Origin of the sequence: Streptomyces sp. NPDC058955, from assembly GCF_042741435.1 — a bacterium.
Taxonomy (GTDB): domain Bacteria; phylum Actinomycetota; class Actinomycetes; order Streptomycetales; family Streptomycetaceae; genus Streptomyces.
Genome location: NZ_JBHYKM010000144.1, coordinates 1 through 15,492, shown reverse-complemented (window position 1 = coordinate 15,492; position 15,492 = coordinate 1). Strand labels below are relative to the sequence as shown.

General features: G+C 75.5%; 12 protein-coding genes. 3 read left to right on the top strand and 9 right to left on the bottom strand.

Annotation, left to right across the window (positions count from 1 at the left end; all coding sequences use genetic code 11):
• Positions 1-36 precede the first annotated feature (36 nt).
• Together purH and purN are read right to left on the bottom strand one after the other, a co-directional pair.
• Positions 37-1,602 carry a bifunctional phosphoribosylaminoimidazolecarboxamide formyltransferase/IMP cyclohydrolase gene (gene purH / locus ACFW1I_RS34245; RefSeq protein ID WP_384677310.1) on the bottom strand — a complete coding sequence of 522 codons (1,566 nt, stop codon included), beginning with the start codon at positions 1,600-1,602 and terminating at the stop codon, positions 37-39.
• A complete protein-coding gene (gene purN, locus ACFW1I_RS34240) occupies positions 1,577-2,206 on the bottom strand; it encodes a phosphoribosylglycinamide formyltransferase (RefSeq protein WP_384677308.1) in 630 nt (209 codons plus the stop codon). The genes purH and purN overlap by 26 nt, the downstream gene beginning before the upstream one ends.
• A 218-nt stretch (positions 2,207-2,424) precedes the next feature.
• Between purN and ACFW1I_RS34235 the strand changes: the two genes are divergently transcribed.
• Complete coding sequence (locus ACFW1I_RS34235) at positions 2,425-3,159, top strand: hypothetical protein (protein ID WP_384677306.1); 735 nt, start codon at positions 2,425-2,427, stop codon at positions 3,157-3,159.
• Here the strand turns inward: ACFW1I_RS34235 and ACFW1I_RS34230 are convergent.
• Positions 3,156-4,634 (bottom strand): DUF6350 family protein, encoded by a 1,479-nt coding sequence (locus tag ACFW1I_RS34230; RefSeq protein WP_384677304.1) that lies wholly within the window; start codon positions 4,632-4,634, stop codon positions 3,156-3,158. The two genes, ACFW1I_RS34235 and ACFW1I_RS34230, sit on opposite strands and share 4 nt — an antisense overlap.
• A gap of 120 nt (positions 4,635-4,754) precedes the next feature.
• On the opposite strand from ACFW1I_RS34230, the gene ACFW1I_RS34225 reads away from it, so the two are divergent.
• On the top strand, positions 4,755-6,008 hold the full coding sequence (locus tag ACFW1I_RS34225) for a helix-turn-helix domain-containing protein (protein WP_384677302.1): 1,254 nt from the start codon (positions 4,755-4,757) through the stop codon (positions 6,006-6,008).
• A gap of 84 nt (positions 6,009-6,092) precedes the next feature.
• On the opposite strand, the gene sucD is transcribed toward ACFW1I_RS34225, so the two are convergent.
• The 6 genes from sucD to ACFW1I_RS34195 form a co-directional block, all read right to left on the bottom strand.
• Complete coding sequence (sucD, locus tag ACFW1I_RS34220) at positions 6,093-6,977, bottom strand: succinate--CoA ligase subunit alpha (protein WP_384677300.1); 885 nt, start codon at positions 6,975-6,977, stop codon at positions 6,093-6,095.
• Positions 6,978-6,998: 21 nt separating this feature from the next.
• Positions 6,999-8,177: an ADP-forming succinate--CoA ligase subunit beta gene (sucC, locus tag ACFW1I_RS34215; RefSeq protein WP_384677298.1), complete on the bottom strand. Its 1,179-nt coding sequence runs from the start codon at positions 8,175-8,177 to the stop codon at positions 6,999-7,001.
• A gap of 398 nt (positions 8,178-8,575) precedes the next feature.
• Positions 8,576-9,745 carry a VWA domain-containing protein gene (locus ACFW1I_RS34210; protein WP_384677296.1) on the bottom strand — a complete coding sequence of 390 codons (1,170 nt, stop codon included), beginning with the start codon at positions 9,743-9,745 and terminating at the stop codon, positions 8,576-8,578.
• Positions 9,742-12,060, bottom strand: coding sequence for a DUF5682 family protein (locus ACFW1I_RS34205; RefSeq protein WP_384677294.1), 2,319 nt, complete (start codon positions 12,058-12,060; stop codon positions 9,742-9,744). The genes ACFW1I_RS34210 and ACFW1I_RS34205 overlap by 4 nt, the downstream gene beginning before the upstream one ends.
• Positions 12,057-13,214, bottom strand: coding sequence for an AAA family ATPase (locus ACFW1I_RS34200; RefSeq protein ID WP_384677292.1), 1,158 nt, complete (start codon positions 13,212-13,214; stop codon positions 12,057-12,059). Before ACFW1I_RS34200 ends, ACFW1I_RS34205 begins: the two co-directional genes overlap by 4 nt.
• Before the next feature lie 119 nt (positions 13,215-13,333).
• Positions 13,334-13,747, bottom strand: coding sequence for a hypothetical protein (locus tag ACFW1I_RS34195; protein ID WP_384677291.1), 414 nt, complete (start codon positions 13,745-13,747; stop codon positions 13,334-13,336).
• Between the two features lie 171 nt (positions 13,748-13,918).
• Here ACFW1I_RS34195 and ACFW1I_RS34190 point away from each other — a divergent pair, with 171 nt between their 5' ends.
• Positions 13,919-15,259, top strand: a complete 1,341-nt coding sequence (locus tag ACFW1I_RS34190; RefSeq protein WP_384677289.1) for an SWIM zinc finger domain-containing protein — start codon at positions 13,919-13,921, stop codon at positions 15,257-15,259.
• Positions 15,260-15,492 lie beyond the last annotated feature (233 nt).

Here is a 15,492-nt window from a genome sequence, read left to right as displayed (position 1 = left end):
CCCGCCGCCCCGGGGGGCCCCCACAGCCGTGTGGCGTCAGTGCGCGAAGTGGCGGGTGCCGGTGAGGTACATCGTCACGCCGGCCTTCTTCGCGGCCTCGACGACGAGCTCGTCGCGCATCGAGCCGCCGGGCTGGACGACCGCCTTCACGCCGGCCGCGGTGAGGATCTCCAGGCCGTCGGGGAAGGGGAAGAAGGCGTCGGAGGCCGCGTAGGAGCCGCGGGCGCGCTCCTCGCCGGCCCGCTCGACGGCGAGCTTGGCGGAGTCGACGCGGTTGACCTGGCCCATGCCGACGCCGACGGAGGCGCCGTCCTTGGCGAGCAGGATCGCGTTGGACTTGACCGCGCGGCACGCCTTCCAGGCGAAGGCGAGCTCGGCGAGCTCCTCGGCGGACAGGGCCTCGCCGGTGGCGAGGGTCCAGTGCGCCGGGTCGTCGCCCTCGGCCTGGAGGCGGTCGGTGACCTGGAGCAGGACACCGCCGTCGACGGCCTTGACCTCGACCTCGTTGACGGGGCCGCGGTCGGCCCTGAGGACGCGGATGTTCTTCTTCTTGGCGAGGATCTCGACGGCGCCGTCCTCGTAGCCGGGGGCGACGACGACCTCGGTGAAGATCTCGGCGACCTGCTCGGCCATCGCGACGGAGACCGGGCGGTTGACGGCGATGACGCCGCCGAAGGCGGAGACCGGGTCGCAGGCGTGCGCCTTGCGGTGGGCCTCGGCGACGTCGGCGCCGATCGCGATGCCGCACGGGTTGGCGTGCTTGATGATCGCGACACAGGGCTCGCTGTGGTCGTAGGCGGCGCGCAGGGCGGCGTCGGTGTCCGTGTAGTTGTTGAAGGACATCTCCTTGCCGTGCAGCTGCTCGGCCTCGGCGAGGCCGCCCGTGCCGTCGACGTAGAGCGCGGCGCCCTGGTGCGGGTTCTCGCCGTAGCGCAGGACGTTCTTGCGCGCGTAGGTGGCGCCCAGGAAGTCGGGGAAGCCGCTGTCGTCCGCGGCGGCGTAGTCGTCGGCGAACCAGGAGGCGACGGCCACGTCGTACGCGGCGGTGTGCTGGAACGCCTCGGCGGCGAGCCGCTTGCGGGCGGTCAGGTCGAAGCCGCCGGCCTGGACGGCGGCGAGGACGTCCGCGTACCGCTCGGGGCTGGTGACGATGGCGACCGACGGGTGGTTCTTGGCGGCGGCGCGGACCATCGACGGGCCGCCGATGTCGATCTGCTCGACGCACTCGTCGTCCGAGGCGCCGGAGGCGACGGTCTCGCGGAACGGGTAGAGGTTCACGACGACCAGGTCGAAGGGCTCCACGCCGAGCTCGGCGAGCTGCTCGCGGTGCGACTCCAGGCGCAGGTCGGCGAGGATGCCGGCGTGCACGCGCGGGTGCAGGGTCTTGACGCGGCCGTCCAGGCACTCGGGGAAGCCGGTCAGCTCCTCGACCTTGGTGACCGGGACGCCGGCGGCGGCGATCTTCCCGGCGGTGGAGCCGGTGGAGACGAGCTCGACACCGGCCTCGTGCAGACCGCGGGCCAGCTCCTCCAGCCCCGTCTTGTCGTAGACGCTGACCAGCGCGCGGCGGATGGGCTTAACGGTGTCCGTGTTCACCGACATGAACCTTTCGTCCCTCAATGCGGTAGCCGTGCCGGGCGAGGCGCCCCACGACGTCGACGAGCAGCGAGCGCTCGACTTCCTTGATGCGCTCGTGCAGAGCGGCTTCATCGTCCGACTCCCGCACCTCGACCGCGCCCTGGGCGATGATCGGGCCGGTGTCGACGCCGTCGTCGACGAAGTGGACGGTGCACCCGGTGACCTTCACGCCGTGGGCGAGCGCGTCACGCACCCCGTGGGCACCGGGAAAACTGGGGAGGAGAGCGGGGTGGGTGTTGACGACCCGGCCGCCGAAGCGGGCCAGGAACTCCTTGCCGAGGATCTTCATGAACCCGGCCGAGACGACGAGGTCCGGCGCGTACGCGGCGGTGGCCTCGGCCAGGGCGCGGTCCCACTCCTCGCGGCTCGCGTGGTCCTTCACCCGGCACACGAAGGTGGGGATCCCGGCGCGCTCGGCCCGCTCCAGACCGGCGATCGCGTCGCGGTCGGCGCCGACGGCGACGATCTCCGCGCCGTAGCCCTCGGGGTCGGCGGCGATGCCGTCGAGCAGGGCCTGGAGGTTGGTACCCGACCCGGAGACAAGAACGACAAGGCGGGCGGCAGCCACTGGGTCACTCTTTCCGTGGTTATTGTGCGGTCCTACGAACGAATCGTGCCCGTCGATACGGGGAACCCTACGAATGGCTCGACCGTCAGCAACGATACCGGCACACGGGACGGCCCCCACGGGACGGGGGCGGAGCAGGGGGGTAGCGTCAGGGTCCGACGCCGGTGTGCCACCCGGTGCGACGACGGTCACGACGACAGAGGGAAGACGTCCAGCAGATGCCGGATCGCCAGTCCACGAACGACAACAACCCGTTCGCCCCGCCGCCCGAGGGCAAGCCCGACCAGCCGTGGCAGCCGCGCCGCCCGGAGGGCTCGGACGGCCGGGAGGGCCAGGACGGCGAGGACGCCGAACCGTCGTCGTCGCCCGTGAAGGGCTCGTCCGACGGGCGCTGGAGCCCGCGCCAGCCGGGCCGTTCGTCGGACGGTTTCGGGCGCGGCCCGGAGCGCCAGGGCGGCGGCCAGGGCGGCTCCGGCGGCCAGGGGCCGGAGCGGCCGGGGCTGCGCTGGGACCCGACGGACCCGGCCCAGCGGCGGGCGCGGTACGCGGTCCTCGGCGGCATGTGGGCCTTCTTCTTCGCGATCTTCGACATCCCGGAGCTGGCCCTGCTGCTCGGCGCCCTCTCGCTGTACTGGGCGATCAGCTCGCTGCGCGCGAAGCCCAAGCCGGCGGCCGAGGTGTCGCCGGAATCACAGGCCGCGTCCCAGCCCTCGGGACGGCCGTCCGCGGCGCCGGGCGCCCCGAACCCCGCCCGCTCGATGCGGACGGCGGCGATCAGCGGCCTGGTGGCCTCGGCGGTGGCGCTGGCGATCGTCTGCTTCGGCTTCACGATGCAGCTCGTCTACAAGGACTTCTACGAGTGCCGTGACGACGCCCTGACCCACGCGGGCGCGGTGGCCTGCAACGACCTGCTGCCCAAGCCGCTGCGCGACGGCTTCGGGGTGCGCGACTAGACAGGCGCCCCCGGTTCGCTCCCGTCCGCCCCGGTCGTCCCCGACGGCCGGGGCGGTTCCGTGCCCGGGGTCGGCGGGAGGGGCGGGGTCTCCCAGGCGGCGGGGAGGTAGTCGTACGGCTCGTAGCCCTCGTCGTCGAGCGAGAGGTCGAGGTCGCGCCCCGCGGGGTCGGGCTGCTCCGGGGCGGCGGGTGGGGCGGCCGGGGCCCCTGCCGCGGCGACGGCCGGTTCCGGCGCCTTCGGCCGCTTCGGCCGCTCGGGCGGCTTGGGGATCCTCGGCTGCCCGACGCGGGGCTCGCGCCGGCCCCAGGCCCGTACCGCCAGCGCCGTCGGCAGGCCGACGCCCACCCCCCACAGCACCGCCGCCGCGCCCGTCTGCCACCACACCGGGCCGAAGGCGAGCAGCCGGCCGGAGCCGAGCGGGCCGCCGGCCGCGCCCGCCAGGACGGCGACCGCCGCCCCGGAGGCCCAGGCCGCGCCCAGCGCCGCGAGCGCCGTCTCACGGGCCCGGCCGGTGCCGGTCGCCCGGCCCACCGAGCGGCCCAGCGCCACCGCCGCGACCAGCGGCACCGCCGCCGCGGCCCACTGCGGCCAGCCGCCGCGGCCCTCCGGCGGCAGCGCCGCGAGGAGCGGGAAGGGCGGCACGGCGGGGTCGCCGACGAGCCCCAGCGGGGTCGCGAGCGCGCCCGTGCCGAGGACCAGGCCGGGCCCGAGGCCGTACGCCGCCGCCCAGACCGCCGCGTTCGGCAGCAGGGCGAGGACGAGCAGCGCCAGCGTCACCCGTCCGGACCACTCCCCCGCGAGACCCTCGTACGAGGCCCGGGCCGCGCCCGCGTGCCAGACCAGCGCGGTCCCGGCCAGCACCGCCCCGCCGGCCAGCAGCGTCACAAGGCCGGTGCCCGCGCCGCGCAGCGCGGCCGCCGCCTCCTCCCGTCCGGGCAGCGGCCGGCCGAGCGCGGTCCAGACGCCGGCGCCCGCCGCGCCGAGCACCACGCCGGGCAGCCACAGTCCGGCGGTGATCAGGTCGGCGGGCAGCGGGCCGCTCTCGCTGTAGACCACGATCACGGCCGCGACCAGCAGATACCCCCCGCAGACCGCGCCGAGCGCGCCCGCGGGCGAGGGCCGCGGGCGGCTCGCGTCGGCCGGGTCGAGGGTGGACCGGGCGGTCCGGAAGACCAGCCACACCGGCAGCGCGGCGGTCAGCAGCGGCACGATCCCGAGCGTGGCGGGCACCCCGCTGAGGGTGTCGGTGCGGACCAGGTCCACGCCGTGGGCGAGCAGCCACAGGCCGGCGGCGAGGTGGAGGGCGCCGCCGGCGCCGCTGTCGGGGAACGGCGAGCCGATCCAGGCGACGATCACCAGGACCGCGAGCGCGCCGGCGCCGAGCCCGGCGGCGACCCCGCCGCGCACACAGGCGGTGGCGAAGGCGGCGGAACGCCCGCCCTGGACCAGGGAGTGCTCGGTCAGCTGGGTCACGGGGGCCATGCTGCCAACGACACGCGCTTTCGCGGCGTAACAGGCAAACCTCCGTTGTGTCGCTCAATATACGTTTATGTACTTTTCCGCCCAGAGGTGCGCTGCGGGAGGTCGACGTCGATGAGCCAGACGAGCCGGGGCGGCGACACCGCGCCCCCCTCCACCGCCACCGCGCTGCCGACACCGAAGGAGCGGCGCCGGCTGCGCGAGGCGCTCGCCCTGAGCGAGGAGCAGGTCGCCGAGGCCATGGGCGTCACGAAGGCCACGGTCAAGGCGTGGGAGACCGGCCGTTCGTCCCCCCGCGGCCGCAAGCGCGAGGCGTACGTGAAGCTGCTCGCCGGCGCCCCGGCGGACCGGGGCCCGACCCCCGCCCCCACCGGCAACGTCCGGCCCAGGGCCGCCGCCAAGCGCGCCGCCAAACCCCCCACGGCCCCCTCCCCCACGCCCGCGATCGCCGCCTCCGCCCCCGTCCGGCGCGCCCCGGCCGGGCCCGAGGAGCGCCTGAAACCGGAACCGCCGCCCGAGCGGGAGCCGGAGCCGGAGGAGCCTCCGGCTCCGGAGACCGGACCGCCCGGACTCACCCCCGAGCAGGCGTTCGACGCGCTCTACGGGCACGCGGCCCCCGGGCTCGTCCACCAGACGTATCTGCTGACCGGGCGCCGCCGGCTCTCCCGGGAGGCCGTCGAGTACGCCTTCCACCACGCCTGGGAGCACTGGCCCGAGGTGGCCGTGGACGCCGACCCGGTCGGCTGGGTGCGGGCGACGGCGTACGAGTACGCGCTCTCGCCCTGGCACCGGCTGCGCCGCGCCCACAAGCACCCCGACGCCCCGCCCACCGAGGCCGGGCGGCGGGCGCTGCTCGGCGCGCTGCTCGACCTGCCGGCGCCGTACCGCCGGACCGTGCTGCTCTACGACGGGCTCGGCCTCGACCTGCCCGAGACGGCCGCGGAGACGGAGGCGAGCACCCCGGCCGCCGCCAACCGGCTGCTGTACGCGCACGCGGCGATCGGCCGGGCGGTGCCGGAGCTGGCCGATCCCGAGGCGCTCCAGCGGCGGCTGAGCGCGCTGGTCGCGGAGGCACCGACGGCGACGCTCCCGGGGGCGCGCGCGGTCCGCGGCGGCAGCGAGCGGCGGACCCGGCGGATGACCCGGACGGTGGCCGGGGTGACGGCGGTCCTCATCGGCGTCACGGCCCTGACGGCGGCGACGGCGCCGACCCGCTACATCCCGGACATCGCGCCCGGGCAGGTCGTGAACGGCGTCCCGGTGCGCGGCGGGCCGCAGAAGCTCGGCGAGGAGGACCTGGAGCTGCGCGACCGGCTGCGCTCCGAGCCCCACCCGGGCCCGGAGCGGCTGGTCCCGACCGCGGAGTAGGGCTCCGGCGCACGCGAGTGGGCCCCCCCCCCGCCCGGTTTCCCGGGAGGGGCGGGGCCCACTCGCCTACGGTCTCGCCGTGCTTCAGCCCGCGAGGATGGCGCGCGCCAGCTTGGCGGTCTCGGTGGGGGTCTTGCCGACCTTCACACCGGCGGCCTCCAGGGCCTCCTTCTTCGCCTGGGCGGTGCCGGAGGAGCCGGAGACGATGGCGCCGGCGTGGCCCATGGTCTTGCCCTCGGGGGCGGTGAAGCCCGCGACGTAGCCGACGACCGGCTTGGTGACGTTGGCCTTGATGAAGTCGGCCGCACGCTCCTCGGCGTCGCCGCCGATCTCGCCGATCATGACGATCAGGTCGGTGTCGGGGTCCGCCTCGAACGCCGCGAGGGCGTCGATGTGCGTGGTGCCGATGACCGGGTCGCCACCGATGCCGACGGCGGAGGAGAAGCCGAGGTCACGGAGCTCGTACATCATCTGGTACGTCAGCGTGCCGGACTTCGAGACCAGGCCGATGCGGCCCGGCTTCGTGATGTCGCCCGGGATGATGCCGGCGTTGGACTGGCCCGGGGTGATGAGACCGGGGCAGTTCGGGCCGATGAGGCGGGTCTTGTTGCCCTTCTCCACGGCGTACGCGTAGAACGCGGCGGAGTCGTGGACGGCGATGCCCTCGGTGATGACGACGGCGAGGGGGATCTCGGCGTCGATCGCCTCGACGACGGCGGCCTTGGCGAAGGCCGGCGGCACGAAGAGGACCGAGACGTTGGCGCCGGTCTTCTCCATGGCCTCGGCGACGGTGCCGAAGACCGGGATCTCGGTGCCGTCGAAGTCGACGGAGGTGCCGGCCTTGCGCGGGTTCACGCCGCCGACGATGTTGGTGCCGTCACCCAGCATGAGCTTGGTGTGCTTCATGCCCGTGGCACCGGTCATGCCCTGGACGATGACCTTGCTGTCCTTGTTGAGGAAGATAGCCATGGCTGTTCTGTCCCTCTTCCCTTACTTCGCAGCCGCGAGCTCGGCGGCCTTGTCGGCCGCGCCGTCCATGGTGTCCACGCGCTGCACGAGCGGGTGGTTGGCGTCCGACAGGATCTTGCGACCCAGCTCCGCGTTGTTGCCGTCGAGGCGCACGACCAGCGGCTTGGTGACCTCCTCGCCCTTCGAGGCGAGGAGCTCCAGGGCCTGGACGATGCCGTTGGCGACCTCGTCACAGGCGGTGATGCCACCGAAGACGTTGACGAACACGGACTTGACGTCCTTGTCGCCGAGGATGATCTCCAGGCCGTTCGCCATGACCTCGGCGGAGGCGCCGCCGCCGATGTCGAGGAAGTTGGCCGGCTTCACGCCGCCGTGGTTCTCACCGGCGTACGCGACGACGTCCAGGGTCGACATGACCAGGCCGGCTCCGTTGCCGATGATGCCGACGGAGCCGTCGAGCTTGACGTAGTTGAGGCCCTTGGCCTTGGCGGCGGCCTCCAGCGGGTCGGCCGCGTCCTTGTCCTCCAGCGCCTCGTGCTCCGGCTGGCGGAAGTCGGCGTTGGCGTCCAGGGAGACCTTGCCGTCGAGGGCCAGGATGTCGCCGGAGGCGACCTTGGCCAGCGGGTTGACCTCGACGAGGAGGGCGTCCTCGGCGACGAAGGTCTTCCACAGGGTCACGAGGACCTCGGCGACCTTCTCGGCGACCTCGGCCGGGAACTGCGCCGCGGCGACGATCTCGCGGGCCTTCTCGATGTCGACGCCGTGGTTGGCGTCGACCGGGACCTTGGCGACCTTCTCGGGGGTCTCCTCGGCGACCTGCTCGATGTCCATGCCGCCGGCGACGGAGGCGATGGCGAGGAAGGTGCGGTTGGTGCGGTCGAGGAGGTACGAGACGTAGTACTCCTCGACGATCTCCGGAGCGGTCTCCGCGATCATCACCTTGTGGACCGTGTGGCCCTTGATGTCCATGCCCAGGATGTCCGTCGCGCGGGCGACGGCCTCGTCCGGGGTGGCGGCCAGCTTGACGCCGCCGGCCTTGCCGCGGCCGCCGACCTTCACCTGGGCCTTGACGACCGACTTGCCGCCAAGACGCTCGGTGGCCTCGCGCGCCGCCTCAGGCGTGTCGATGACTTCACCGGCCAGCACCGGTACACCGTGCTTGGCGAAGAGGTCCCTCGCCTGGTACTCGAACAGGTCCACGCGCGTCCCTTTTCTAGATGATCGCGGTTCGTTGTCTGCGTGGGCGTGCCGCGGAGGGCAACGTGACTGCGCTGTCACAAGGGAGGCGTACACGGTGTCCGTGGACGCGGCATGTCCGTCTCGCAGGTTATCCCCGTGGGACCTGGGTCCCTAAATCGCAGATCACAACGGAGCGGTGATACGGGTCACAGAACGTAGGGACGAGTGGGCTGTCCGTCGACGTCCGGCCGGACCGCTCCGGGCTCGACGGGGCAGGCGGGGAAGGGGGGTTGCGCCCCTCACGCCACGCCGGTCCGGCGGGTGAGGGGCGGCCCGCCCCGGATGTGATATGGGCCTCAGTCGGCCCGCGGACGCCCGTCCGGGTGGCCGGGCGACGACGGATTCCGTACGGGCGCCGGTCAGGCGGTGTCGGGTATCGGCAGCGGCCGCTTCTCCAGGGCGGCGGCCATCACCTCGGGGAAGAGGTCGGGGGTGCAGGCGAAGGCGGGGGCACCGAGGGCGGCGAGCGCGGCGGCGTGGTCGCGGTCGTAGGCGGGGGCGCCCTCGTCGGAGAGGGCGAGCAGGGCGACGAACTGCACGCCGGCCGCCTTCATCGCGGCGACCCGCTTCAGCATCTCGTCGCGGATCCCGCCCTCGTACAGGTCGCTGATGAGGACGACGACGGTGTCGGCGGGGCGGGTGATCCGGGACTGGCAGTAGGCGAGGGCCCGGTTGATGTCGGTGCCGCCGCCGAGCCGGGTGCCGAAGAGCACGTCGACGGGGTCGTCGAGCACCTCGGTGAGGTCGACGACGGCGGTGTCGAAGACGACGAGCCGGGTGGCGACGGCCCGGAGCGAGGCGAGGACGGCGCCGAAGACGGAGGCGTGGACGACGGAGGCGGCCATGGAGCCGGACTGGTCGATGCAGAGCACCACCTCCTTGCGGACCGCCCGGGAGGCGCGGCCGTGGCCGATCAGGCGCTCGGGGACGACCGTGCGGTGCTCGGGGAGGTAGTGCTTGAGGTTGGCCCGCAGGGTGCGGTCCCAGTCGATGTCCCGGTGGCGGGGGCGGCTGATCCGGGCGGTCCGGTCGAGGGCGCCGGTGACGGTCGCCCTGGTGCGGGTCGCGAGCCGGGCCTCCAGGTCGGCGACGACCTTGCGGACGACGGCCCGGGCGGTCTCCCGGGTGGTCTCCGGCAGCGCCTTGTTCAGCGACAGCAGGGTGCCGACGAGGTGGACGTCGGGCTCCACGGCCTCCAGCATCTCCGGCTCCAGGAGGAGCGCGGCCAGCCCGAGCCGGTCGATGGCGTCGCGCTGCATGACCTGCACGACGGAGCTGGGGAAGTAGCTGCGGATGTCGCCGAGCCAGCGGGCGACGGACGGCGCGGAGCCGCCGAGCCCGCCCCGGCGCTCGCCGCCGCCCTCGCGGCCGTCGCGGCCGTCCCGGCTGTCGTAGAGGGCGGCGAGGGCGGCGTCCATGGCGGCGTCGGTGCCGGACAGGGTGCGGCCGGTGCCCTCGGCCGCGGCGCCGCCGAGGACGAGCCGCCAGCGGCGCAGCCGCTCGTCGGCGGGTGCTGCGGCGTGGCTCATGCGGATGCCTCCGTGTCGAGGACGTCGAGGACGAGGTGGAGGAGCGGGAGGACGCCGTCGGCGCGCTCCTCGTCGAGCCCGGCGGCGAAGCCGGGGACGAGGGCGGCCGGGCCGGGGGCGGCGGCCCCGGGCCCGCGGGCGACGAGCTCGCCGAGGGTGCGGCGCACCCCGGGCTCGTACGCCCCGAAGGTGCGCCGCAGCAGCGGCAGGACGTCGGTGAACGCCTCGGCGGGCACGCCGGCGAGCCAGCCGTCGAGGAGGGCGAGCAGCCGCTCGTCGTGGACGAGGAGCAGTCCGCCGCCGGACCCGCCGACGAAGCCGTCGATCCAGGCGGCGGCGTCGGCGGGCGGGGTGCCGGGCGAGAGGGCGAGCCCCATGAGCCGCGCGGTCCCGTCGTCCCGGAGCCGTCCCTCGTCGAGCAGGATCCGCGCCGCCCGGCCCCGGATGACCCCGGGCACCCGCTCGGCCTCGGCGAGCCGCCGCAGCACCCCGGCCCAGCGGAGGACGAGCGCGGCGGGGTCGGCGGCGTCGGCCGGTTCGGGGAGCAGGCCGATCGCGGCGTGCACGGCGTCCAGGCGGTCGCGCATCTGCGCGGCGGCGTCGGCGTCGAGGTGGACGCAGGCGGGCGGGAGGCCGACGCAGATCCGCTCGGCGAGCCCGGCGGCGACGCCGGCGAGAGCGGCGGTGTCGGTGCCGCGCACGTCGCCGTACCGCAGGGAGCGGGCGAGGGCGGGGAGCGCGTCGGCGAGGTGGGCCACGTCGGTGTCGAGCGCGGCCCGGTCGGCGAGGGCGCCCAGGACGGCGGGGAGCGCGTCGGTGAGGCCGGCGAGGAGGCACCGCTCGGCGAGGGCGGTGATCTCGCCGAGGGTGTCCGCCGCGAGGGCGCGGGACTCGGCCCGGGCGGTGGCGGCGGCCTCGACGGTGGTGCCCCAGACGCCGGCCTCGGCGACCCGGACGTGCAGTTCGGGCTGCCAGCGCAGCCGCCAGGACTCGCGGAAGGTGCCGGTGCCGGCGCGCCCGGCGGCGGGCTCGCCCCAGTCGACGCCGAGGAGCCGGAGCCGGTGCAGGAGGCGGCTGCGGGCGGCGTCGGTCCCGCCGCGCAGGTCGAGGCCGAGTTCGCGCTCCTCGGCCTCGGGCTTGAGGCGGAGGGAGCGCTGGAGCCGGTGGAGGTCGCGCTGGAGCGGGACGGCGGGGGCGGCGGCCGGGACCTCGCCGAGGACGTCGCCGACGACGAGCCGGTCCCGGACGAGGGCGAGCGGCACGTCGGAGCCCTCGCAGAGGACGGCCCGGACGGCGTCGGTGGTCTCGTCGAGCCCGGGGCGGGGCCGGCCGCGGAAGGCGGCGAGGGTCTCGGCGAGCCGGACGGCCTCGATGACATGGGCGGAGGAGACGGGGTGGTCGGCCTCGCGGAGCAGTCCGGCGACCTTGGTCATCCAGCGCTCGACGGGCCGGTCGGGGGCGGCGAAGAGGTGGCCGTACCAGCCCGGCGACTCGATGCCGGCGCCGTAGCCGGAGCGGCGGGCGAGCCGGCGGTGGGTCCAGGGGACCCAGGTCAGTTCGGCCTTCACCTTGGGCAGGCCCTTGAGCAGGGCGCGGTCGGCGGTGACGGTGGTCCGCCGGGCGAGCGCGGGCACGTGCCAGGCGCCGCAGACGACGGCGACGGCGTCCCCGAACTCCTTGCGGGCGGCGCGCAGTCGCAGCCGCATGTGGGCCTCGCGGACGAGGTCGCGCGGGTGCCCGCCGTGGCCGTACCGCTCGCGGAGGGCGGTCATGGCCTCGGCGAGGGCGGCGAAGGGGGCGAGCGGGTCGGTGTCGCCGCGGAGTTCGACGACGTCCTCCCACCACTGCTCGGGGTCCTCGTGCCCGGCGGCGCGGGCGAGTTCGGCGAGCGGGTCGAGCCGCCCGGCGCCGTCGGCCTCCTCGTCGTCGCCCCAGGTGGGGTCGGCCGTGGCGAGGGTGTGGGCGGCGGGCAGGTCGACGAAGCGGACCGGGACGCCCCGGCGGAGGGCCCAGCGGACGGCGGTCCACTCGGGCGAGAAGGCGGCGAAGGGCCAGAAGGCGGCCCGGCCGGGGTCGTCGGCGGCGTGCGCGAGGAGGGCGACGGGCGGCCGCATCTCCGGGTCGGCGGCGAGGGCGACGAGCCCGTCGGCCTCGGCGGGTCCCTCGATCAGCACCGCGTCGGGCCGGGCCGCGTCCAGGGCGGCGACCACCCCGCGCGCGGAGCCGGGCCCGTGGTGCCGCACCCCGAGCAGCAGGGGCCAGGCCGCCCGCTCCCGGGGGTCCGCCGCGGCGGGCGCCGTGGCGAGGGCCGTCATGCGCTCACCTCGCGGCAGGCGCGGTAGAAGTCCTTCCAGCCGTCGCGCTCTCTGACCACGGTCTCCAGGTACTCCTGCCAGACGACCCGGTCGGCGGCCGGGTCGCGGACGACGGCGCCGAGGAGCCCGGCGGCGACGTCCGAGGGGCGCAGCACGCCGTCGCCGAAGTGGGCGGCGAGCGCGAGGCCGCCGGTGACGACGGAGATGGCCTCGGCGGTGGAGAGCGTCCCGGAGGGGGACTTGAGCCGGGTGCGGCCGTCGGCGGTGACGCCGTCGCGGAGTTCGCGGAAGACGGTGACGACCCGTCGGATCTCCTCGACGCCCTCGGGCAGGGCGGGCAGTTCGAGGGAGCGGCCGAGCTGTTCGACCCGGCGGGCGACGATGTCGACCTCGTCCTCGGGGCTGGCGGGCAGCGGCAGCACCACGGTGTTGAAGCGGCGGCGGAGCGCGCTGGAGAGCTCGTTGACGCCCCGGTCGCGGTCGTTGGCGGTGGCGATCAGGTTGAAGCCGGGGACGGCCTGGACCTCCTCGCCGAGTTCGGGGATCGGCAGGGTCTTCTCGGACAGGATCGTGATGAGCGTGTCCTGCACGTCGGCGGGGATGCGGGTCAGCTCCTCGACGCGGGCGGTCGCCCCCTGGTCCATGGCCCGCATGACGGGGCTGGGGACGAGGGCGGCGCGGCTGGGGCCCTCGGCGAGCAGCCGGGCGTAGTTCCATCCGTACCGGATGGCCTCCTCGGGGGTGCCGGCGGTGCCCTGGACGAGGAGGGTGGAGTCGCCGCTGACGGCGGCCGCCAGGTGCTCGGAGACCCAGGTCTTGGCGGCGCCGGGGACGCCGAGGAGCAGCAGGGCCCGGTCGGTGGCGAGCGTGGTGACGGCGACCTCGACGATGCGGCGGGGGCCGACGTACTTGGGTGTGATCACGGTGCCGTCGGGGAGCGTGCCGCCGAGGAGGTAGGTGGCGACGGCCCGGGGCGAGAGGCGCCAGCGGGCGGGCCTGGGGTGGTCGTCGGCGGCGGCGAGCGCCGCGAGTTCGTGGGCGAAGGCGTCCTCGGCGTGGGGCCGGAGGGCCTCGGCGGCGGGCCGCCGGGGGCCCGGGCCGGTGTCCGTCACGGCACCGGCGCCGGGCTGCTGGATGGTTGCGGGCACGGACATGGATCCCCCTCCAGATCGTTCGACCTGCTGTGCGATCCACGGTGCACCACGCCACTGACAATCGGCCGTCGCCGCAGGTCAGGGTTGGTTCGGGGGCCCGAAGGGCGGGGCGGGGAGGGTCAGTTGAAGACCGGGGAGACGGCGACGCAGCCGCCGGCCATGGCCAGCTCGCCCTTGGCCTCCTTGATGACCTTGCCCTGGTAGACGACCTTGCAGACGAGGTCGGCGGGCGCGGTGGTGACCGGCATGACGGCGGGCGGCATGATGCCGTGCAGCTTCACCGTCTTGCTCCACGGGGTGGTGGGCTTCTTCTCCGTCTCGACCTGGGGCTGCATCGCGGTGCCGTCGCCGGCGTGGTACTCGATGGACGTGATGTCCGTGCCGGTGACCTCGTAGGTCACCTCGTAGCTCTCGGTGACAGCCTTGTCGACCTGGTCCGCGGCCTTGTCGGCTGCCTCGGAACAGGCTCCGAGTCCGAACGCGAGGCCGAGGACGGCGAGGGCCGAGGCGGCGGTGCGGACGGTGCGGTTCATGGTGGTACTCCCCCTGCACGGGTCAGTGCGGTCGTAAGGTCGCGCGCTGGTTCGCGCGAGCTCGCACAGCACCGTAAAGGACCGGTAAAGCTGCCGTGTCGCCGGGGCGGCAACCGGAGGCGAATCCGCAGGTCAACTGCATTGTCAGTGGCGGAGAATACCGTCAGGTACATGAATGCCATGGGGGTGCGCTGGACGGCCGAGCAGGTGCTGGCACTGGCTCCTGACGACGCCTCGCGCAGAGCGGGGAGCGGGCTCGGCGCGGCCGGGCCGTGGAGCGGCGCGGGCTGCGGCGACGGGGCCGTCTGGGGGCAGTGCGAGGGCAGTGGCCGCACGCCGTACCGGACGGTCGTGGAGACCGCCGGGCCGGCGTACTCGTGCAGCTGCCCGAGCCGCAAGGCCCCGTGCAAGCACGTGCTGGGACTGCTGCTGCTGTGGGCGGCGGACGGTTCGGCCGTGCCGGACGGGGCCGAACGGCCGGACTGGGCCGCGCGATGGCTCGCCGGGCGGCGGGACGGGGCCGCGGGGGCGGCGCGGAAGGCGGAGGGGGGTCCGCCGGCCGATCCGGAGGCCGCCCGCCGGCGGGCGGAGCGGCGGGCCGCCCGGGTGACGGCGGGCGCCGAGGAGCTGGAGCGGCGCCTCGCGGACCTGGTGCGCGGCGGACTCGCCGCGGCCGGGCAGCAGGGGTACGGCCTGTGGGAGGAGACCGCCGCCCGCATGGTCGACGCGCAGGCGCCGGGGCTCGCGGGCCGGGTCCGCGAGCTGGGCGCGATACCGGGCTCGGGCCCGGGCTGGCCGGTGCGGCTCCTGGAGGAGTGCGCGCTCACCCATCTCCTGGACCGGGCGTGGCTGGCCGCCGACCGGCTGCCCGCCCCGCTGGCGACGACCGTACGGACCCGGGTCGGGCTGCCCGCCGCGCCGGGCGGCACGGCGGTGCGGGACCGGTGGCTGGTCCTCGCCCAGTACGACACCGGGGACGGCCGGCTGACGACCCGTCGCCTCTGGCTGTACGGCGCGGAGAGCGGCCGTACGGCGCTGCTGCTCTCCTTCGGCGCGGCGGGCCGCGCGCCCGCGCTCGCGCTGCCGGTCGGCACGGTGGTGGACGGCGAGCTGACCCCGTACGCGGGCTCGGGCCGGCTCCGGGCGGAGCCCGGCGAGCCGCTGGTCCCGGTGCGCGACCCGGCGGTGCCGCCGCCGGGCGGCCCGGTGGGCGCGGCGCTGGACGCGTACGGGCGGGCGCTGCGGGAGGACCCGTGGCTGGACTCCTGGCCGGTGACGCTCGCCGGGGTGGTGCCCGCGCGGGCCGAGTACGGCTGGCAGCTCGCCGACGCCGACGGCCGCGAGGCACTCCCGCTGACCGGCGGCGACCGCTCCCGCCCCGGCCTCTGGCGCCTCCTGGCCCTGTCGGGCGGCGCCCCCCTGACGGTCTTCGGCGAATGCGGCCACCGGGGCTTCACCCCGCTGGCCGCCTGGTCCCCGGAGTCCCCGTCGGAAACGGTGCCGCTGCTGTGACCCCCGGGTACGCACGACCCCGCGCAGACGAGCGCCCAGCCCCCGACCGAGGAGGACACGTGACGCCGACCGAGCCCTCGCCCGAAGCCGCCTGGGACGCGCTGATGACCTCCGCGCTGCTCGGGACCGACCGCCGCCCGCACGCGGGCGCGCGCGGCGCCGACGCCCCCACCGCCCTCCTCGGCGCGGCCGCCCGCCACGCCCTGCGCCGCCGCGCCGGCCTGCGCCCCGGC

Excerpts from the sequence above, each read along its gene's own strand:
- ACFW1I_RS34200 (WP_384677292.1), bottom strand. The coding sequence starts at position 13,214 with ATGTCCGTGCCCGCAACCATCCAGCAGCCCGGCGCCGGTGCCGTGACG.
- ACFW1I_RS34195 (WP_384677291.1), bottom strand. The coding sequence starts at position 13,747 with ATGAACCGCACCGTCCGCACCGCCGCCTCGGCCCTCGCCGTCCTCGGC.
- ACFW1I_RS34210 (WP_384677296.1), bottom strand. The coding sequence starts at position 9,745 with ATGAGCCACGCCGCAGCACCCGCCGACGAGCGGCTGCGCCGCTGGCGG.
- ACFW1I_RS34190 (WP_384677289.1), top strand. The coding sequence starts at position 13,919 with ATGAATGCCATGGGGGTGCGCTGGACGGCCGAGCAGGTGCTGGCACTG.
- ACFW1I_RS34235 (WP_384677306.1), top strand. The coding sequence starts at position 2,425 with ATGCCGGATCGCCAGTCCACGAACGACAACAACCCGTTCGCCCCGCCG.
- ACFW1I_RS34205 (WP_384677294.1), bottom strand. The coding sequence starts at position 12,060 with ATGACGGCCCTCGCCACGGCGCCCGCCGCGGCGGACCCCCGGGAGCGG.
- sucD (WP_384677300.1), bottom strand. The coding sequence starts at position 6,977 with ATGGCTATCTTCCTCAACAAGGACAGCAAGGTCATCGTCCAGGGCATG.
- ACFW1I_RS34225 (WP_384677302.1), top strand. The coding sequence starts at position 4,755 with ATGAGCCAGACGAGCCGGGGCGGCGACACCGCGCCCCCCTCCACCGCC.
- purH (WP_384677310.1), bottom strand. The coding sequence starts at position 1,602 with ATGTCGGTGAACACGGACACCGTTAAGCCCATCCGCCGCGCGCTGGTC.